Annotated in this window: 16 protein-coding genes; 7 read left to right on the forward strand and 9 right to left on the reverse strand. The window is 64.2% G+C overall.

Features of this window, described 5'->3' with window-relative positions; genetic code table 11:
* Window positions 1-34: 34 nt before the first annotated feature.
* The 3 genes from ilvC to KZJ38_RS34145 all read right to left on the reverse strand — a co-directional run bounded on the left by ilvC (window position 35) and on the right by KZJ38_RS34145 (window position 4,030).
* The gene (gene ilvC / locus KZJ38_RS34135; RefSeq protein WP_219801426.1) at window positions 35-1,051 is read right to left on the reverse strand and encodes a ketol-acid reductoisomerase; all 1,017 of its coding nucleotides are present in this window, start codon (window positions 1,049-1,051) and stop codon (window positions 35-37) included.
* 370 nt (window positions 1,052-1,421) lie between these two features.
* Entirely contained in the window at window positions 1,422-1,865 is a 444-nt protein-coding gene (locus KZJ38_RS34140) for a universal stress protein (protein WP_219801427.1), read from the reverse strand.
* A 674-nt stretch (window positions 1,866-2,539) separates the two neighbouring features.
* A complete protein-coding gene (locus tag KZJ38_RS34145) occupies window positions 2,540-4,030 on the reverse strand; it encodes an RNA polymerase factor sigma-54 (RefSeq protein ID WP_219801428.1) in 1,491 nt (496 codons plus the stop codon).
* 396 nt (window positions 4,031-4,426) lie between these two features.
* Here KZJ38_RS34145 and KZJ38_RS34150 point away from each other — a divergent pair, with 396 nt between their 5' ends.
* Window positions 4,427-4,765 (forward strand): BON domain-containing protein, encoded by a 339-nt coding sequence (locus KZJ38_RS34150; RefSeq protein ID WP_219801429.1) that lies wholly within the window; start codon window positions 4,427-4,429, stop codon window positions 4,763-4,765.
* 175 nt (window positions 4,766-4,940) lie between these two features.
* On the opposite strand, the gene KZJ38_RS34155 is transcribed toward KZJ38_RS34150, so the two are convergent.
* The gene (locus KZJ38_RS34155) at window positions 4,941-5,393 is read right to left on the reverse strand and encodes a PA2169 family four-helix-bundle protein (protein ID WP_219801430.1); all 453 of its coding nucleotides are present in this window, start codon (window positions 5,391-5,393) and stop codon (window positions 4,941-4,943) included.
* A 191-nt stretch (window positions 5,394-5,584) separates the two neighbouring features.
* Between KZJ38_RS34155 and KZJ38_RS34160 the strand changes: the two genes are divergently transcribed.
* Entirely contained in the window at window positions 5,585-5,860 is a 276-nt protein-coding gene (locus KZJ38_RS34160) for a hypothetical protein (RefSeq protein WP_219801431.1), read from the forward strand.
* Between the two features lie 144 nt (window positions 5,861-6,004).
* Here the strand turns inward: KZJ38_RS34160 and KZJ38_RS34165 are convergent, their stop codons facing one another.
* From KZJ38_RS34165 to KZJ38_RS34185, 5 genes are all read right to left on the reverse strand, one after another.
* Window positions 6,005-6,283, reverse strand: coding sequence for a DUF1488 family protein (locus tag KZJ38_RS34165; RefSeq protein WP_219801432.1), 279 nt, complete (start codon window positions 6,281-6,283; stop codon window positions 6,005-6,007).
* A 13-nt stretch (window positions 6,284-6,296) separates the two neighbouring features.
* Entirely contained in the window at window positions 6,297-6,863 is a 567-nt protein-coding gene (locus KZJ38_RS34170; protein WP_219801433.1) for a type 1 glutamine amidotransferase domain-containing protein, read from the reverse strand.
* A 22-nt stretch (window positions 6,864-6,885) separates the two neighbouring features.
* A complete protein-coding gene (locus tag KZJ38_RS34175) occupies window positions 6,886-7,179 on the reverse strand; it encodes a hypothetical protein (RefSeq protein WP_219801434.1) in 294 nt (97 codons plus the stop codon).
* Window positions 7,180-7,370: 191 nt separating this feature from the next.
* A complete protein-coding gene (locus KZJ38_RS34180; protein ID WP_219801435.1) occupies window positions 7,371-7,583 on the reverse strand; it encodes a hypothetical protein in 213 nt (70 codons plus the stop codon).
* A gap of 88 nt (window positions 7,584-7,671) precedes the next feature.
* Entirely contained in the window at window positions 7,672-7,974 is a 303-nt protein-coding gene (locus KZJ38_RS34185) for a hypothetical protein (protein ID WP_219801436.1), read from the reverse strand.
* Window positions 7,975-8,273: 299 nt separating this feature from the next.
* Here KZJ38_RS34185 and KZJ38_RS34190 point away from each other — a divergent pair, with 299 nt between their 5' ends.
* The 5 genes from KZJ38_RS34190 to KZJ38_RS34210 all read left to right on the forward strand — a co-directional run bounded on the left by KZJ38_RS34190 (window position 8,274) and on the right by KZJ38_RS34210 (window position 18,511).
* Window positions 8,274-8,948 carry an HAD family hydrolase gene (locus KZJ38_RS34190; RefSeq protein WP_219801437.1) on the forward strand — a complete coding sequence of 225 codons (675 nt, stop codon included), beginning with the start codon at window positions 8,274-8,276 and terminating at the stop codon, window positions 8,946-8,948.
* Window positions 8,949-9,104: 156 nt separating this feature from the next.
* Window positions 9,105-9,632, forward strand: a complete 528-nt coding sequence (locus KZJ38_RS34195; RefSeq protein WP_246641911.1) for a PRC-barrel domain-containing protein — start codon at window positions 9,105-9,107, stop codon at window positions 9,630-9,632.
* Between the two features lie 12 nt (window positions 9,633-9,644).
* Entirely contained in the window at window positions 9,645-10,061 is a 417-nt protein-coding gene (locus KZJ38_RS34200) for a DUF3175 domain-containing protein (RefSeq protein ID WP_219801438.1), read from the forward strand.
* A gap of 148 nt (window positions 10,062-10,209) precedes the next feature.
* Entirely contained in the window at window positions 10,210-13,650 is a 3,441-nt protein-coding gene (locus KZJ38_RS34205) for an autotransporter outer membrane beta-barrel domain-containing protein (RefSeq protein WP_246641912.1), read from the forward strand.
* Window positions 13,651-13,771: 121 nt separating this feature from the next.
* A complete protein-coding gene (locus tag KZJ38_RS34210; protein ID WP_219801439.1) occupies window positions 13,772-18,511 on the forward strand; it encodes a DEAD/DEAH box helicase in 4,740 nt (1,579 codons plus the stop codon).
* Window positions 18,512-18,654: the final 143 nt, after the last annotated feature.

Below are 18,654 nucleotides of genomic sequence, written 5' to 3' on the forward strand. Positions count from 1 at the left end.
CCGCTGGCCCGCATGGTGTTGTCCCGTTCCATGCCTAGTTTTTCGACTGGTCGACGAGCTTGTTCTTTGCGATCCACGGCATCATGGCGCGCAACTTCGCACCGACCTGCTCGATCGGGTGCTCAGCCGTCAGACGCCGGCGCGATTGCAGCGTCGGCGCACCGGCGCGGTTTTCGATGATGAAGCTCTTCGCGTACTCGCCCGTCTGGATGTCCTTCAGCACATCCTTCATCACCTTCTTCGTTTGGTCGGTGATGATGCGCGGGCCCGTCACGTACTCGCCGTACTCGGCGTTGTTCGAGATCGAGTAGTTCATGTTCGCGATGCCGCCTTCGTAGATCAGGTCGACGATCAGCTTCATTTCATGCAGGCACTCGAAATAGGCCATTTCCGGCGCGTAGCCCGCTTCGACCAGCGTCTCGAAACCGGCCTTGATCAGATCGACGGTACCGCCGCACAGCACGGCCTGTTCGCCGAACAGATCGGTTTCGGTTTCTTCACGGAAGTTCGTTTCGATGATGCCGGCACGGCCACCGCCGATGGCCGCCGCGTAGGACAGCGCGACTTCGCGCGCCGCGCCTGACTTGTCCTGCGCAATCGCGACCAGCATCGGCACGCCGCCGCCTTGCGAGTACGTGCTGCGCACCGTGTGACCCGGCGCCTTCGGCGCGATCATGATCACGTCGAGGTCCGCACGCGGAATCACCTGGCCGTAGTGCACGTTAAAGCCGTGCGCAAATGAAAGTGCCGCGCCCTGCTTGATGTGCGCGTGCACTTCGTTCTTGTACACCTCGGCGATCTGCTCGTCCGGCAGCAGCAGCATGACGACGTCAGCGCCCTTCACTGCCTCGGCCACTTCCTTCACGGCGAGGCCCGCGTTTTCAGCCTTGCTCCACGAAGCGCCGCCCTTGCGAAGACCGACCGTCACTTTCACGCCGCTTTCTTTCAGGTTCAGTGCGTGCGCATGGCCCTGCGAACCGTAACCGATGATCGTGACCTGCTTGCCCTTGATGAGGGAAAGGTCGGCATCCTTGTCGTAGAAAACTTTCATTTGTCTTCCTGTTGGATATCGCGGGCCTCGCTGATCGATCAGCGCTTGCCTGACGTTTCTTTATCCGTCCGCGGCAGCTTGTACGCGGCTCGTTCTTCGCTCGGGTTATAAGGCAGATGCGGCATCTGCGCGTTCGTGCGCACAAACGGAGGAATCGTCGCGAGCTTGATCAAACCGCTCAGCGCGCATCATCCACGCGGCCGGTATCGACGACCTGCTACCCACATAACACCCGACGCGCGGCGTTATTCCATTGTTAGAATCCGCGCGTCTGCCGTGCGGCGCAGCGCGTCCGCGGCACGCAGCCGGACCTAGGGAAAACCCGCGCTGCCGCGGCGGCGCGCGCGAAACATCGGCTCAGTCACGGGTTTCAGTTACAGGGAATCGTCACGACGAGGCGACCGTTGCAACGCGCCATCAGATCGTCATGTGCGAGACCCCGGTTCCACCAGCGCGCAAGACCGCTGCGTGGGCGGTGCCCGACCACCAGAATGTCCGAGTTCAGCAGCCCGGCATGCGTCGAAATGCTGTCGACGACGTCGCCGCAGGCCATATGGCCGCGCACCGGCACGCCATTGCCTTCCATATGATCAAGCGCCTCGCGCAGTGTGATCATGGCCGCGTCCTGCACGCACGCGCAGGCAAGGTCAGACAGATACCAGCCGGTCGCCGCGATGGTCGACGTCGTATCGACGACCGCAAGCACATCGGTGTGCGCCTCGAGCGCAAGCGCAAGCTCGGCTGCGTGGCGCAACGCGGTTTTTGCTTCGCGGGTGCCGTCGTAATAGAGCAGGATCTTCGAAGGTTTGGACATGGAAAACTCGCTGCAAAGGTTAGAGAGCCGCTAAGGCTTCGTACGCTGTCTGACCTTTCGTCCCTTGGTCACTTCGCAAAACACCTGGCCGGGCGGACGTATTCCACCGGGGACCGGCCGCTCCCCGGCGGCTCCTGCGCATCCTCAGTGCGCGTGCGCGTCCAGCGCGCTTTGATGATCGCTGTGCGCGATGGCCGAGCGCCATCTTTAGGGCTGCCGTTCAAATGCCTGTCGGCCTCTTTCAATTTGATGCTATTCCGGCGCATCAAAGCATTTGAGCGTACGAATATCCGCAACGTCCGTTCGCCATGCGCGAGGTCCTGTTTCGCGCTTATTTCACAGCAGGTTCACAGTTGGCTGGCGAATCCGTTCCGCAGCGGTTACCTGGCTGCATGCGGCGTTCGGTTAGGAAACACGATCCATGCACGAAGCGATGCGATGCGGCTTTCGTTGACGTTGCACCGTGCGCCACATCCTGCTTATTGCGCATACCTCGAACGACGGCGATCGTTGTCTGCACAATCATTTACGGGGCCGCAGTGTTCGCAGGTTTTTCGCAGGTCGTTAGCCGCCGTACAGCGCGTACATCTTGAATACACATAAAAAAACACAGCGCCTGAAAAGGCGCTGTGCGTGCGATGCCGATAACAGCTATGAAGCCTGGCAGGCCCAACTCATACCTGCCTGCGCATCTCCGCGGGCGGCACCTTCATCAGCCGCCGGTATTTGGCGACCGTGCGCCGCGCGACAAGCACGCCCTGGTCGGCGAGCATCTTCGCCAGCGACACGTCCGAGAGCGGATCGCGCACATTCTCCGCCGCGATCATTTCCTTGAGCAGTGCGCGCACCGCGGCTGCCGAACAGGTGCCGCCGCTTTCTGTGCCGAGCTCGCGCGGGAAGAAGTGCTTGAACTCGAAGATGCCACGGGGCGTGGCCATGTACTTGTTGCCCGTCGCGCGCGAGATCGTCGATTCGTGCAGGCCGAGTTCGTCGGCGACGTCGCGCAGCACGAGCGGCTTCAACGCGATCTCGCCGTACTGGAAGAACGCCTTCTGATGCGTGACGATGCATTCGGCCACGCGCTGGATCGTATCGAAGCGCTGCTGCGCGTTGCGGATCAGCCAGCGCGCTTCCTGCAACTGCTGCGCAAGTGGCGAGCGGCTCGCGCCGGCCGACTGCGCAAACAGTTCGGCGTACATGCGATGGATGCGCGCCCGCGGCAAGACGGCGGGGTTGATCGTCACGACCCACTTGTTGCGCACCTGGCGCACGAGCACATCCGGTACGACGTAGTTCTCGTCGCTGCGGCCATACGAGTTGCCGGGTTTCGGATCGAGCTTGCGCACGAGTGCGCAAGCGACACGCAGCGCCTCCGCGTCGCAACCGATCTGCTTTTGCAATTCCGCATGCTCGCGCCGCGCGAGCCGGTCGAGATGCTGTTCGACAATCTTGCGCGCACAGTCGCGCCCCGGCGTATCGGGCGGCAGCGCATTGATCTGCAAAGCAAGACATTCGGATAGCGAACGGGCGGCGAGGCCGGGGCGGTCGAGCGTCTGCACGAGCCGCAGCGCCACGTTGAGTTCGTCTTCGGTGAGCGGCGGGTCGAACTCGACGACGTCGGTCAGATCGGCCAGCTCCTGGCGCAGATAACCGTCGTCATCGAGCGCCTCGATCACGACGCGTGCCGCTTCGCGGTCACGCTCGTCGAGCCGGTAAAGGCGCAGTGCGTCATGCAACTGCTCATGGAGTGTCGGCTGCACGCGCGCCCATTCCGCCGGGTCGCTGCCTTCGCCGTCGCCGTTATAGCGCGACGAGCCGCGGCTGTACGAGTCGCCGGAATAGTCGCCGCTCGAATAGTCACCGCCGACGTCGTCCGCTACCGTGCTTTCGCTATGGGTCTCAGCGGCCGAGCCCTCGAGCGCCGGGTCGCGTTCCGCAGCCGGCAGCGTTTCGGCAGCCGCCTGGCCATCCGCGGCGGCCGTGCCGGTCAGCCCACCGTCTTCAGGGGCCGACGGGTCGTATTCGAGAAACGGATTCGTATCGAGCGCGGTACGCAGTTCCTGCTGAAATTCCAGCGACGACAGTTGCAACAGCCGCACAGACTGCTGAAGGCGCGGCGTTAGCGCGAATGACTGCCTCGCTCGTAGTTCAATTGAAGGCGGCATTGTAGGCATGGTCCCGTTGTTAATCGAAAAACGCTTCTTCCTCGATGAGAGCAACTGCCGTACCAGCTCCGCCAATCGCCTGTTTTTTCTCAGGTTTGTGTTTTTGCACGGCGCTTGCTTGGGCTTTGCGCCGCGTGCTTTTTACAAGCGTCCTGCAAAGGCGAGCGCCGTTTGCGCTGCTCTGCGCCGACGGTTTCCGATGCGTGCCGGCAGGTCCGCCGGCGGTATCGGAGCGCCGCTATCAGCGCTGTCCGTGCTATGCATGCCGGTCATACCGCGGGCGGCTGCGCGATGCCAGGCACGCGGCTTGCGGTCGGGAGGGTGCGGATATCTGCGCCATGCGCGCCACAACCGCGTTCCGATGATCCAAGCGAAATTCACGCAAAAGGAGAACCCATGAAACCGATCCAGCTCCTCAAGACCGCAGGCAGTATCGCGTGCGTCGCGTTCGCCCTGAACGCAACCGCGCAAACCGGTGCGTCGGCACCGCCCGCGTCGTCCGAGACCCTGGGGCAACATATCGACGACGGCACGGTTACGACCAAGGTCAAGGCTGAATTGCTCAGTGCGAAAAACGTCAAGTCGACACATATCCACGTGAAGACCCGCAAGGGCATTGTGTGGTTGACCGGGTCCGTGCCGTCGGCCGACGACAAGTCCGCGGCGCAGGACGTGACGCAAAACGTCGACGGTGTGCGCGGTGTGAAGAATCACCTGAAGATCGCGTCTGAATAACGACAGGCTAACGCCCTTGGGGGTCGGCTGACATAGCGGCTGAGGGTTGCCGTAATGCGGTTGAAGTAATGCGGCCGGGACGCCGGCCCTGCAGTCGAAGAGCAAAGAGCGCCGACGCTGGGAAAGCGCCGGCGCTCTTTTTTGTTGCCTCACACGCGGCAAGCGACCTGAAGACCTACGACTTCATCGCCGCGTACTGATCGCGCAAATCGCGGATGCGGTCGTGATTCTGCACAACCCCTTCATATTGCCGTTCGACAACAGCCCTTACATCGGCCGGCAGGTCCTTTTCAATGGCTTCCCGATAGCGCTTCTTCGCGACGTCCTCGCCCTTCTCGCAGTCGGCCAGAATCGCGTGGTCGCTGCGGCTACCGACTGCGGACTTCAGATCGACCCAACCGCGGTGCAGCGCACCCGACATCGAACCGCCGCTTTCAGGCTTGCCGCCCAGTTGCATCACGACGTCCTGCAGTTCGCGCGCGGCGCGCGTGCAGGTATCGGCACGCGAGCGCAGCAGTTCCTTCAACTGCGTATCGTGCGCGTCTTCGGCGGCCTTCAGAAAGCCTTGCTCGCCATCCTTCGATGTTTCAATCAACTCGTTGATCACCGAAATCACGTTCGTAGACATTCGATACCTCCTGGTTTCAGGTTAGGCGCGCGCACATGTGGCCACGCATTTCAAGCAGCCGCGACACGCCGGTTCGCGCATTGAAAGCGTTGCAGTCCGCGTGCCCGGGTTCTGCCGGCGTTCGATGGGCACGCCGTTTGCTGACACCTCGCGGCAAACCAAAAGTCGGCAGCAACGACAAGGAGAAAACGATGGTGAGGATCAGAAGCGCGGAGTGCCTCGTGCTGGTGGCAATCGCCGCGTCGGCAGCCGCCGTGCAGGTGCGCGAACGGCTTGCCGAACCGGTGGCGCAACGGCACGCGGGATTGGATGAGCGTCCGGTTTGTGGGGGCGCGCACGGCGATGTGCTACCGGCGCGTTGCAGCACAACGCAGGACATGGACAGCGAGCAAGGCATCGACGATCCGCATGCGTTGTCTCGACATAACACGGGCCGCCATGCACGGCCGCAGGGCCTTTGGGTTTAGCAGGCCGCCTTGGGGTTGAGCGGACCTGCGGTAGCGGGATTCTGGTTTAAGTGGTTTAAGCGCGCGGCGGCTGCTTGTCACGGGCCGCCGTCTTTTTTTCCTTAAAGCCGCCCGCAGCCCCTTAAAGACTTTTTCCCGATCCCACTAAGCCCCTTCGAGGCGAAAGAGCCCGCTATGCAATTCGACGCTTGCGCCGTCATTGCGCTCGAGCGCCTCGGCACATACCGAGCGGATCCGCGCGCGGCCGCGCTCGAAGGCACGCAGCAGTTCGTCCTCCTGCGGCGAGTTCGCACCGAAGTGGTCTTCGAGCGCCTCGGCCGTGATCGCGCACTCGACTGCTTCGCCGTCCACGTTCGCAATAAACCGCAGCTTCAGGTTCGCGCCGTCGAATTCAGGCGTGCCATCGGGAAAGGTGATCTTCATGAATAAACCGCGCTCATGCCGCCGCGTGCGAAAGTTGTGCAATCAACGTTTTGTTGAATGCCGGTAAATCGTCGGGCTTGCGGCTCGTAATAAAGTTGCCGTCCTCGACGACTTCCTGGTCGACCCATGTGCCGCCTGCATTGCGAATGTCATCCTGCAGGCTCGGCCAGCTCGTTACGGTGCGCCCTTTGATCAAGCCCGCCGACACGGGTAGCCACGTGCCGTGGCAAATCACCGCGATCGGCTTGTGCGCCTTGTCGACCGCTTTCACGAACGCCTGCGCTGCCGGCAACAGACGAATCGCATCGCCATTCACCACGCCGCCAGGCAGGACAACCGCATCGTAATCGTTAGGCGCCGCTTTCTCGAACGTCAGATCGACATCGACCGCATCGCCTTTTTCGACATGCCTGAACCCCTGAATCTTGCCGGGTTTGGCAGATATGACGTGAACCGTCGCGCCGGCTTCCGCGAGCGCGCGGCGCGGCTCGACCAGTTCTGCCTGCTCGAAGCCATCGACGGCAAGCACTGCGACCTTGCGACCCTTTAGCGTATTGGGCGTATTGGACGTATTGGCCATAGATTCCTCTCCTTGAAAACGGTCACTCTTCATACGCGGCCATCACGAGCCACACATCGCGCTCGCCGTCGCGTATCTCGGCTGCGATCGCATACGGATCGCGTGGCTGGCAAGTCTGCGCGAGCACATGCTGCGCGACCTCGCCGTTGTCGAAAACGCGGCCTTCGGCAAGCGGCCGCACTTCGCGTTTACCTTCGAACATGAACTGATTGCGCCGATAGATAAGCGTTTGAGTCTTCCAGGTCTCGAAGCACTGCTTGACGTGCTGGAAGTCGCCACCGCAAATATTGGCTTGATAGTGAGTTTTCGACTGCATGATCCTCTCCACAATGCTTAAGCGTGCCGCTTGCCGCTACCGCCTCTCATGCAGGCGGCAGCCGGGGCCGGTGGATCGCCGCGCGGCCGGGTACGGGTTCGTTTGAGCACCCGGCATTGCCGCGGATCGTCACGCGTTTGCAATTGTGATGCACTTGCTGCCATCCGGTTCCCTGGCGTCATCCGGGCGCTTTACTGGCTGGCTCCAGAAGCTGCATCGGTCGAGGCTGCCCCGCTCGCGCCCAGCGTTGCGCTGGCCGCCGCCGGGCCGCCCATCGCGCCGCTGCTTCCCGCCGCGACGCCTGTATCCGTACTGCTGTTGTCGGCCTTCTTGCATGCGACCGTGCCGCACGCGAGCATCACGACCGACGCTGCAATCCCTATGCTGCGTAAAACGCTATTCATCGATCCGTCCTCCCGTCGTCATGGGCCGGCGCTGGAGCCGGCCGTCATTTCCGGTTTTCGTCCTACATCGTCACTCGGCGTCGCTCGCCTATTGACCCTTCGTGTCGCTGCTCGCATTCGCGCCCGGCATGTTGGTCGAATCATTCATCTGCTTCTTCGTGCCCTTCGTCGAATGGTGTTGCATCTGCGAATGGCTCATGCTGCTCGAGCCCGTCGCGTTCTGGCCAGCCTTGTTGGCGCCCGTGTCGTTGCCCGTGGCCATACCGGCCCCGCCGCCGCCCGTCGAGCCTCCGCCGCCCGCGTTTCCGCCACCACCACCCGCACCTTGTGCAAACGCCGCACCGGAGAGCGCGAGAAGCGCCGACACCAGCAGTGTTTTCGTGAGTTTCATCCGATTTCTCCCTGGGATTGTTCTGCGACCGAGGCCGCGAAGTGATGCGCACCTGCACCGTCATTTCAGCAAGCCCTGTGCCGCCACGCATGCGCGGCCGCAGGCGCAACATCCGCGCAATGCGGGCACGTATGCAATCGGGTACGCAATGGCCGCTTGGCCCGCTACACTCTGGTTGTGCCTGCAATTTACAAGCGCAACGTAACTCTTTCGCGCAGCAGCAAATGGCCCGGGCCCCGTACGCGTTATCGCGTCGCGCGCCCGAACAACGCGGTCTATCCAATCCTGAGGATCTCGCCATGCGTATCACTACGTCGTTTCTGTTCGACCTCGATGGGACGCTCGTCGATAGCGTCTATCAACACGTGCTCGCGTGGAAGGAAGCGCTCGATAGCGAGGGCATCGAGCTGTCGGTATGGCGGATTCACCGCAAGATCGGCATGAGCGGCGGCCTCTTCACGCATCAGCTATTGCGCGAAACGGGCGGTGCAATCAGCGGCGAACGTGTCGAGCGCTTGCGTGCGAAGCACGCTGAAGCGTACCGGCGGCTCCATGCGCAGGTGTGCCCGCTGCCCGGCTCGCGCGAGTTGCTGGCCGCGCTCGACGCAAGCGGCACGCAATGGGCCATCGCGACGAGCGGCCGCATGGAAACCGCCGCCGTCAATTTGCAAGCGCTCGGCGTGGATCCTGCGAAATCCGTCGTCGTCACGCGCGACGATGTCAAATATGCCAAGCCGGACCCGGACCTCTTTCTCGCTGCCGCGCACCGGCTCGCGGTGCCGATCGAACAGACGGTGGTGGTCGGCGACAGCATCTGGGACATGCTCGCTGCGCGCCGCTGCCGCGCGCTCGGCGTCGGGCTGCTGTCGGGCGGCTACGGACAGGAGGAACTCGAACGCGCGGGCGCGCTGCGCGTGTACGAGGACCCGGCCGATCTGCTGCTGCATCTCGACGAAATCGCTGCGCGGCCTTAGTGCATCGGCGTGCTCATCGACGCGTGCGTCGAGGTGTTCATCGGCGTGTTCGTCGACGCGTGCATCGACGCGCGCATCGATGCGCGCGTCGCCTCGTTCTGCTGAGGAACGCCAGTTGCTCGCTCACTCCGTGTGTGAACCCTTCGGAGAACCGCGATGAGCAAAGGTGCAAACATCGTCGGCAGTGGCCGCGACGTGACAAACGGGCCGGGACCTGAAGTGATGGCCGCCGCGACGCTCGACGGCGACCGTGTGATGAGCTCGGACGGGCACGACGTCGGCAAGCTCAAGGACATCATGCTCGACATCCGCTCGGGACGCGTCGCGTATGCGGTGCTGTCGACCGGCGGCTTTCTCGGCATCGGCGACAAGCTGCTGGCGATTCCATGGAGCGCGCTCACGCTCGATACCGATCAAAAGTGCTTCGTGCTGTCGCTGACCGCCGAACGCGTCAAGAACGCACCGGGCTTCGACAAAGGCCATTGGCCGTCGATGGCGGACGCGACATGGGCGACGTCGATTCATCAGTACTACGGACGCGAACCGTACTGGAGTACCGGCGCGGAGACGAGTACGGGCACGGGTCATCGTGGCGGTAGTTATCGTCCGTCGTCCGAATACGGCGTCGGCGATGTCCCGTCCGGTTCGTCGGATGCGCCCGAAGCGGGCGGCGTCAAGCTTTGAGCGAGCACAGCCATGGCCACGACCCCGTCACGCTCAAGGTCATCGTCGGGTAAATCCGCTGCGAAGCATCCGTCGACGCGCAGCAAAGGCGGACGTCCCGCGCGCCAACGTCACGCGCATGCGTCGCAGCAAACCCAACCCGCTGCAGGCAGCAAGTCGCGCCGCTGGTCGCATCAGGTGATGGAACATAGCGATGCGATGGACCTCGAGCCCGATATCTTCAAGACCGGCAACGCGCAGGACATCGCCGAATCGCTCAAGCGCTCATCGACGCATAGCAAACGGCGCAAAGGCACACCGTTCCAGTCCGCGATGTCGATGCTCAACTTCTATATCAATCGCGCAGGGCGCAATCTGCCCAAGAGCCGTCGCGATACGCTGCAGCAGGCCAAACGTAAACTGCGCGAGGCGTTCGGCCGCGAACCGTGAACGGCTGAACGTCCAATAGAAATGATAAGGATGCTTGATCAAACCGCGCGCAGGTTTGGGATCTTTGCCTGCGCGCGCATAACCGCATATAACAGGATGCAACCTTGTCCGCCGCTCATGGCGGCTGTTCCGTGGAACGGCGACGGTCATGAAGAAAAGGTACGCGTCCGGTGTGCGCATCGGCAGCATCCTGCTGGTTTCGAAGACGATCACCCTTCACGCCGTCGCGGCGTGCAATAGCAGCGCGCCGCTGTCCGGCACATCGGTGACATGCACCGGGTCCAGCTTTGCGCCCGTGATCGCGCGAAGTGGCAGCGCGAACGTCACGGTCAATGTTGCGTCCGGCGCATCGGGCAGCTTCGTGCATGCAAGCAGCGCGGTCGTGCTGAGCGTCGAACAGAACAGCGCCGTCACCAGCAACGGCACGCTGACGCTAACCGGGGGCGGCGGCACCGGCACGCAACGCGGCGCGGTGCTGCTCGGCACGGGCAACGGCAACCAGCTGACGAACGCTAGCGGTGCCACGATCAATACGACAGGCGCCTTCAACGATGCGATGGCCGCGAACGGCAGCGGCAATACGCTGACCAACCTCGGCACGATCACGACCACCGGCCCGAGCGCCTACGGAATGACGGCCGCGTGGGGACAAACGAATGTCGGCCAGTTGAATAACACGCTCGTCAACGCGGGTTCGGTCAGCACGGCGGGAAGCAATGCGCGCGCGGCCTCGATACTCGGCGGTAGCGGCACGATCAGCAACAGTGGATCGCTGTCGACGAGCGGCGCGATGAGCCCGGCCGCGTACATGCAAGGCAATAACGATCATCTGCTCAACACCGGTTCGATCGACGCGACGGGCCAGGGCTCCGATGCCGTGTTTTCAAATACGGCGAGTTCGTCATTCAATGCGCTGATCGAAAACCGTGCGGGCGGTCGGATCGTGTCGCAAAACGCGGCCGCTATTCGCACGCTCAATGGCAGTTCGACCGTGATCAACGCCGGGCTTGTGCAAAGCGGCGTGGGCACCGCCATCTCGATGGGCGGCGGCAACGACATGCTGATTCTGCAAACCGGTTCGACGATTGTCGGCAGCGCCGATGGCGGCACGGGCGCGAACACGGTCACGCTGCAAGGCAGCGGCACCGCCGCGAATGCGTTCGTGAACTTTCAGACGCTGCTCGTGCAAGGCACGCTGTGGAACTGGTCCGGCAGCGGTACGTTTGCGACGGCGCACGTGCAAAGCGGCACGCTTGCGCTGACCGGCACGCTCAACGCGCCCGCTTCCGTCGCAACGACGATCGATGCGGGCGCAACGATCGTCGCCAATGCGCAGAATCTGCCGCTCAATGTGGTCGATAACGGGCTCGTGAATTTTGCGCAGGAGGCGGACGGCGCCTACAGCGGATTGATCTCGGGCACTGGCGCTGTGCAAAAGAACGGTGCCGGCGCGTTGACGCTTGCGCCGTCCGCGGCAAGCGGCAATACATATTCGGGCGGCACGCTGATCGCCGGCGGAGTCGTGGCGATTGCCGCCGACAATGCGCTTGGCGCGTCGACGGGCGGTCTCGCATTCGACGGCGGCACGCTTCAGTTAAACCGGAGTTTCGACCTTGCCGCAACGCGCGCGATGACGTTGAACGCAGGGGGCGGCACGATCGATACGCAGACATTCGACTCGACGCTCGCCCAGCCCGTGACAGGCAGTGGCGCGCTAATCAAGGCCGGTGCGGGCACGCTGCTGATGAACGGCGTCAGCACGTATAGCGGTAGCACGACTGTCACGGCAGGCACGCTTGCGATCGGCGATCCGGCTCATACCAATGCCGAGCTCGCGGGCGGCGGCGGCATGAATATCGATGCGGGCACAACGGTCGGCGGATATGGTGCGGTCAGCGGCGCGGTGACGAACAATGGCACGCTTGCGGTAGCGAATGCGTTGCCCGCGTTCGCCGCCGCGTCTAATGGCACCTTCAGCGTGAACGGCACGTTGACGAATGCCGCGCTCGTGCAGATCGCCGGCCCGGCCGGTACGACGCCGGGCAACGTGCTGCGCGTGGCGGGCAACTATGTCGGGCAGGACGGCGCGATTGTCCTGAACACGGTGGTCGGCGCCGACGAGGCGCCGTCTGACCGGCTCGTGATCGACGGCGGCAGCGCGAGCGGTTCGACTGTGTTGCAAGTTGCCAATGCCGGCGGCACGGGCGCGCAGACTGCGGTGAACGGCATTCGCGTCATTGAAGCAGCCAACGGCGCGGCAACCGATCCGTCCGCGTTTCGGCTGTCCGCGCCGATCAAGGCCGGCGCCTATACGTACTATCTTGCGAAGGGCGGCGTGACGGCAGGCTCGGCCAATGACTGGTTTTTGCGTAACACGGTCGCGCCGCTGCCGGTTGTGCCGCAGACCGTTGTGCCGCCGTCCGCGCCGGGCACGCCGCCGGTGGCTCCGCCATCTGAGCCCGGTACACCGCCGTCCCGGCCAGGTGCGCCTCCGTCACCGCCGCCATCCGCACCCGGCGCCCCCCCATCAACACCGCCTTCTTCGCCTCCCGAAGTCGTCGCGGTACCGATTGCGGCCGCCGGCACGCCGCCCTTACCCGCGCCGCCGCCCGCGGGTTCGGACCCGATCCCGCTGTACCGTCCCGAGGTGCCGTTATACGCGGCGATTCCCGGTGTCGCGAGACAGCTGGGCGTATTCCAGATCGACACCTTCCACGACCGGCAAGGCGATCAGTCTGTGCTGACCGGCCGCGGCGCGTTACCGGCCGCCTGGGCGCGGACATGGGGCAATCGCAGCGTGCTCGCCGAAGACGGCGCCGCGAGTCCCGAATTCGACGGCTCGACGTTCGGCGTCCAGGCCGGCCACGATCTTTACGCCGACGCGAGCGCAAACGGCGCGCGCAATCACTACGGCCTCCTTCTCGGTTTTGCGCGAGCAACCGGCAGCGTCAATGGCTTTGCGCTCGGCTCGCCCAATCTCGATGTCGGGCACCTCGCGATCAATGCGTACAGCGTCGGCGGCTACTGGACGCATGTGGCCGCAAACGGTTGGTACACCGATATGGTTGTGATGGGCAGTTCGCTCACCGTCGACCCGCAATCGAGCGACGGCGCCGCGGTAACGACGCACGGGCACGGCGTCGCCGCATCGGTCGAAGGAGGCTTGCCGTTCGCACTACCCGGCAGCGCGCTCGCCATCGAACCTCAAGCGCAACTGACCTGGCAACACCTGTCGCTCAACGATTTCAACGACGGTGTGTCGAGCGTTTCGTTCAATAGCGGCAATACTTTCGTCGGACGCGTCGGCGTGCGGCTGCAGGGGCGCTTCAGCACAGCCGGTGCGTACGTCGAGCCGTGGCTGCGCGCGAGCGTGCTGCGCGCATTCGGCAGCGATGATCGAACGACCTTCGCGGGCAGTACCGTCATCGGCACGACGATCGGTCAGACTTCTGTGCAGATTGGCGCGGGCGTGGTTGCGCAAGTCGCGAAATCGGCGAGCGTTTATGCCACCGTCGGCTGGCTCACGAATCTCGGCGGCGCGCATCAGCGCACGATTGGCGGCAGTGCCGGCGTGCGCTGGACATGGTGAACGAGCGCGTCCGGTAGTCTTCACCGCCTCCATCCGTCCCCCACCGCGAATAGCGCGCGCGCCCAAAACCTGCGAGACTTTCGTTCTGAAGATGCAATCGGGCGCTTGACGCCCTCTGGATATGGCTCGCCGCGCCCCCACATACGGTCGCATGACTGCCGGCTCTTCCTCTGCCGACGCGCTCGCCAGGTTTCACCCGGTGGTCGCCGGCTGGTTCTCGAAAACCTTCCCCGCGCCCACCGATGCGCAGGCTGCCGCGTGGCCGCTGATCCGCAGCGGCCGGCCGACGCTCGTCGCCGCGCCAACCGGCTCCGGTAAAACGCTGACGGCCTTTCTGTCCGCGCTCGACGACCTCGTGCGCGAAGGGCTCGCCAACGGCGGCACGCTGTCCGACGAAACGCTTGTCGTCTATGTGTCGCCGTTGAAGGCGCTGTCGAACGATATCCGCATCAATCTGCAGGCGCCGGTGGCCGGCATCGCGCAGGAGCTCGCCGAGCGCGGCCTGCCGCCGCTCGAGATCCGCACGGCCGTGCGCACCGGCGATACGACGCAACAGGAGCGCGCGGCGCTGCGCAAGCGCCCGCCGCACATTCTCGTTACGACGCCTGAATCGCTCTACGTGCTGCTCGGTTCCGAGTCGGGCCGCACGATGCTCTCGACCGTGCGTACGGTGATCGTCGACGAAATTCACGCGATGGCGGGCAGCAAGCGCGGCAGCCATCTCTCGCTGACGCTCGAGCGGCTCGATGCGTTGTGCGGACGCCGTTTGCCGCGCATCGGACTTTCCGCGACGCAAAAGCCGATTGGCGCGGTCGCGCGTTTTCTGGTCGGCGGTGCGAGCGTCGATAGCGATGTGCCCGCGGACTGCGAGATCGTCGACGTCGGTCATGTGCGCGAACGCGACCTCGCGCTCGAAATTCCGCCCGTGCCGCTCGAAGCGGTAATGTCGAACGATGCGTGGGAGCTCGTCTATAACCGGCTCGCCGAGCTGGTCGGGCTGCATCGCACGACGCTCGTGTTCGTCAACACGCGGCGCATGGCCGAACGCGCGGCGAGACATCTGACCGAGCGCCTCGGCAAGGAAGCGGTTGCCGCGCACCACGGCAGCCTCGCGAAGGAACATCGCTTCGATGCCGAGCAACGCCTGAAGCGCGGCGAATTGCGCGTGCTGATTGCGACGGCCTCGCTCGAACTCGGTATCGATATCGGCGATGTCGAGCTGGTTTGCCAGCTCGGTTCGCCCCGCGCGATCGCGCCGTTCCTGCAGCGGGTCGGACGCTCGGGCCACCACGTGGGCGGCATGCCGAAGGGGCGGCTTTTTCCCATATCGCGCGACGACCTGATCGAATGCGCGGCGCTGCTCGATTGCGTGCGGCGCGGCGAACTCGACGCATTGCAGATTCCGCGCGCGCCGCTCGACGTGCTTTCGCAACAGATCGTCGCCGAAGTGTGCAGCCGCGAATGGAGCGAAGACGCGCTGTTCGAGCGGTTTCGTGAAGCGGCGCCGTACGCGGCGCTCGAGCGCGAGCAATTCGATGCAGTGCTCAGGATGCTGGCCGAAGGCTTCACGACGCGCCACGGCACGCGCGCGGCGTATATCCATCGCGATGCGGTGAAAGGCACACTGCGCGGCCGACGCGGAGGCAAGCTTTACGCGGTCACGTCCGGCGGCACGATTCCGGAAAACGCCGACTATTCGGTAATGCTCGAGCCGCAAGGCGTGCAGGTCGGCACCGTCAACGAAGACTTCGCGATTGAGAGTCTCGCAGGCGACGTCTTTCAGCTCGGCAATGCGTCGTATCGCATCTTGCGTGTCGAGAGCGGGCGTGTGCGTGTCGAAGATGCGCATGGCCAGCCGCCGAGTATTCCGTTCTGGCTCGGCGAAGCGCCGGGGCGCAGCGACGAGCTGTCGTTCGGCGTGGCGCGCTTGCGGCGCGAGATCGAGCAGATCGTTGCCGGCGATGATGCACGCGACGACGACGCAAGTCTCGACGTAAGCGGCGACGGCAATTCATCCGCGGCTGCGGCCTCAACCGCGGATATCGTTGCACGCGCAACGGGATCGAAACCCGCGTCGCGCCGTCGCAATGCAAGCGCGGCGGTGGCGGCCGCAGCGGTATCGGCCACCGTGCGCGTTAGCGACGAAGCACAACTGGCGGCTCAGGAGCCGGCGGCAGAAACCGCGGTTGCGGAACGTCCACGCGTTCATCGCGGCATCGAGCGTGGAATCGATCGCCTCGTCGACCAGATCGGCATTTCGGAGCCCGCGGCGCGGCAGATTGTCGAGTATCTTGCCCGCGCGCGCCAGGCGCTTGGCGCATTGCCGACGCAGGACACGCTCGTGATGGAGCGCTTTTTCGATGAGTCGGGCGGCACGCAGCTCGTGATTCATTCGCCGTTCGGCAGCCGCCTGAACCGCGCATGGGGCCTCGCGCTCAGAAAACGCTTTTGCCGCACGTTTAATTTCGAACTGCAGGCCGCCGCCACCGAAGACGCGATCATCCTGTCGCTAACAGGCAGTCACAGTTTCGCGCTTGCCGAAGTGTGGCGTTATCTGAATTCGAAGAGCGCCGAGCATCTGCTGATTCAGGCTTTGCTCGACGCGCCGCTTTTTAACGTGCGCTGGCGCTGGAACGCAACGACCTCGCTCGCGCTGCCGCGCTACACGGGCGGCCGCAAGACGGCGCCGCAATTGCAGCGCATGCGCGGCGAAGATCTGCTCGCGGCCGTGTTTCCGGATCAGGTCGCGTGCGCGGAAAACATCGTCGGCGAGCGTGAATTACCGAGCCATCCGCTGGTCGATCAAACCCTCGACGACTGTCTGCACGAGGCGATGGATACCGAGGGCTGGCTGCAGTTGCTACGCCGTATCGAACGCAAGCAGGTCACGCTGATCGCCCGCGACTTGCCCGCGCCATCCGCGCTCGCCGCCGAGATTCTGACCGCGAAGCCCTACGCGTATCTCGACGATGCGCCGATCGAGGAGCGCCGGACGCAAGCGGTGCTCAATCGCCGCTGGAGCGACCCCGCGTCGACCGACGATCTCGGCGCGCTCGACGCCGACGCGATTGCGAGCGTGCGCGAAGAAGCGTGGCCGCAAGTGCGCGGCGCCGACGAGATGCACGAAGCGCTGAACACGCTCGCATGCATCACCGATGCCGAGGCGCGGCAAAACGAGGGATGGTCCGCGTGGCTCGCGGCGCTCGCGCAATCGGGACATGCGACGCGGCTCTCCATCGCGCAGCACGACGCGCTGTGGGTGCCGGTCGAACGCCTGACCTGCGTGCGCGCGATCTACCCCGATGCATCGCTCGAACCGACACTGCGCGTGCCGAAGGCCTATGCCGACGCATGGAACGAAGACGACGCGCTCGTCGAAGTCGTGCGTGCGCGGCTCTCGGGCTTCGGCCCGCTGCCGGTGTCCGCGCTCGCGCGTGCACTCGCGCTGCCCGCATCCGCGACCGCGCAAGCGCTCGCGCGTCTCGAAGCGGAAGGCTACGTGATGCGTGGCCGCTTTACACCGGGTTCCGCGACCGGTCTCGGGCTGGGCGCCGAAGACGAAGAATGGTGCGAACGCCATCTGCTCGCGCGCATTCATCGCTATACGGTGCGCAAGCTTAGACGTGAGATCGAACCAGTCGAGCGCCACGATTTCATGCGCTTCCTGTTCACATGGCAGCGCGTCACGCGGGACGCGCGCGGCACGGGCCGCGATGCGCTCGCTGCCGTGCTCGATCAGATGGAAGGCTTCGAAGCCGCGGCCGCGGCATGGGAAGAAGACATCCTGCCCGCACGGCTCAACGACTACTCGCCGATGCTGCTCGACGAACTTTGCCGGGCGGGCAAGATCGTGTGGACGCGTTTGACCGAGCGTTCGCGCGCATCGAGCGCGCCCGTGCGCAGCACGCCGGTGGTGCTGTTGCCGCGGCGTCATCTGAATGCGTGGCATGCGCTGTTCGATCCGCAAAAGCAGCCCGAACTGTCGTCGCGCGCGCAGCTCGTGCACGACGCGTTGACGAATCATGGCGCGATGTTCTTCGACGAACTCGTGTCCGACGTCCATCTGCTGCCGGTGGAACTTGAAAACACGCTTGGCGAACTGGTCGCGGCGGGCCTCGTGCATTCCGATAGTTTTGCCGGCTTGCGCGCGCTGCTCAAGCCCGCTTCGGCAAAACGCAATGCGTTCCATCACGGCCGGCGCCGTATGACGACGCCGCTGATCGGCGGAATGGACGATGCGGGGCGCTGGGCGCTCGTGCAGCGGCGCAAGGCGCCAGCTTCCGATGATGCGGCAACCGTTGCAAGCGCAACGACGCCGGGTGCGCCCATGCGTTCGCCCATTGCTTCTGCTTCTTCCGTGCGCCGCGCGTCCTTCTCGCCCGACGTGATCGAGCACATCGCGCTGACGCTGCTGCGCCGCTATGGTGTCGTGTTCTGGCGGCTGCTCGAGCGCGAAGCGCAATGGCTGCCGCCCTGGCGCGACCTGCTGCGTGTTTACCAGCGGCTCGAAGCGCGCGGTCAGGTACGCGGCGGACGCTTCGTGAACGGGCTTTCCGGCGAGCAATTCGCCTTGCCGGAAGCGATTCCAGTGCTGCGCGAAACGCGCCGGCGCAGACAGGACACAAGCGATCAGCACGACGCAAACGGCGGCGCATACGTTTGCGTCGCCGCAACCGATCCGCTCAATCTCGTCGGCACGCTGCTGCCCGGCGACAAGGTGCCGGCCGTCGCCGGCAACCGTGTGCTGTTTCGCGATGGCGTGCCGGTCGCGGCGCTTGTAGCCGGCGAATTCAACTACATCGAAGAAACCGATGCGGCCACGCGCGAACAGATGCGCGCATGCCTCGCACGGCGCCGCTGATTTCGCGCGTTTGCGGTTGCGTCGACATGCGTCGGCGCATGTCAAACGCGCGTCGACGTAGCTGCGCCCTATCGGTCCTTATTTGAGGTACCCAGCGAGCATATTCAAATATGCGATGCGTAGGTACAACGCTTCCCTGCAAC

The sequence above is a fragment of the Paraburkholderia edwinii genome, from assembly GCF_019428685.1.
Taxonomy (GTDB): domain Bacteria; phylum Pseudomonadota; class Gammaproteobacteria; order Burkholderiales; family Burkholderiaceae; genus Paraburkholderia; species Paraburkholderia edwinii.

Bases quoted from the DNA above. Each gene is read 5' to 3' on its own strand.
- ilvC (WP_219801426.1), bottom strand. From the start codon at position 1,051: ATGAAAGTTTTCTACGACAAGGATGCCGACCTTTCCCTCATCAAGGGC.
- KZJ38_RS34140 (WP_219801427.1), bottom strand. From the start codon at position 1,865: ATGTCCAAACCTTCGAAGATCCTGCTCTATTACGACGGCACCCGCGAA.
- KZJ38_RS34145 (WP_219801428.1), bottom strand. From the start codon at position 4,030: ATGCCGCCTTCAATTGAACTACGAGCGAGGCAGTCATTCGCGCTAACG.
- KZJ38_RS34150 (WP_219801429.1), top strand. From the start codon at position 4,427: ATGAAACCGATCCAGCTCCTCAAGACCGCAGGCAGTATCGCGTGCGTC.
- KZJ38_RS34155 (WP_219801430.1), bottom strand. From the start codon at position 5,393: ATGTCTACGAACGTGATTTCGGTGATCAACGAGTTGATTGAAACATCG.
- KZJ38_RS34160 (WP_219801431.1), top strand. From the start codon at position 5,585: ATGGTGAGGATCAGAAGCGCGGAGTGCCTCGTGCTGGTGGCAATCGCC.
- KZJ38_RS34165 (WP_219801432.1), bottom strand. From the start codon at position 6,283: ATGAAGATCACCTTTCCCGATGGCACGCCTGAATTCGACGGCGCGAAC.
- KZJ38_RS34170 (WP_219801433.1), bottom strand. From the start codon at position 6,863: ATGGCCAATACGTCCAATACGCCCAATACGCTAAAGGGTCGCAAGGTC.
- KZJ38_RS34175 (WP_219801434.1), bottom strand. From the start codon at position 7,179: ATGCAGTCGAAAACTCACTATCAAGCCAATATTTGCGGTGGCGACTTC.
- KZJ38_RS34180 (WP_219801435.1), bottom strand. From the start codon at position 7,583: ATGAATAGCGTTTTACGCAGCATAGGGATTGCAGCGTCGGTCGTGATG.
- KZJ38_RS34185 (WP_219801436.1), bottom strand. From the start codon at position 7,974: ATGAAACTCACGAAAACACTGCTGGTGTCGGCGCTTCTCGCGCTCTCC.
- KZJ38_RS34190 (WP_219801437.1), top strand. From the start codon at position 8,274: ATGCGTATCACTACGTCGTTTCTGTTCGACCTCGATGGGACGCTCGTC.
- KZJ38_RS34195 (WP_246641911.1), top strand. From the start codon at position 9,105: ATGAGCAAAGGTGCAAACATCGTCGGCAGTGGCCGCGACGTGACAAAC.
- KZJ38_RS34200 (WP_219801438.1), top strand. From the start codon at position 9,645: ATGGCCACGACCCCGTCACGCTCAAGGTCATCGTCGGGTAAATCCGCT.
- KZJ38_RS34205 (WP_246641912.1), top strand. From the start codon at position 10,210: ATGAAGAAAAGGTACGCGTCCGGTGTGCGCATCGGCAGCATCCTGCTG.
- KZJ38_RS34210 (WP_219801439.1), top strand. From the start codon at position 13,772: ATGGCTCGCCGCGCCCCCACATACGGTCGCATGACTGCCGGCTCTTCC.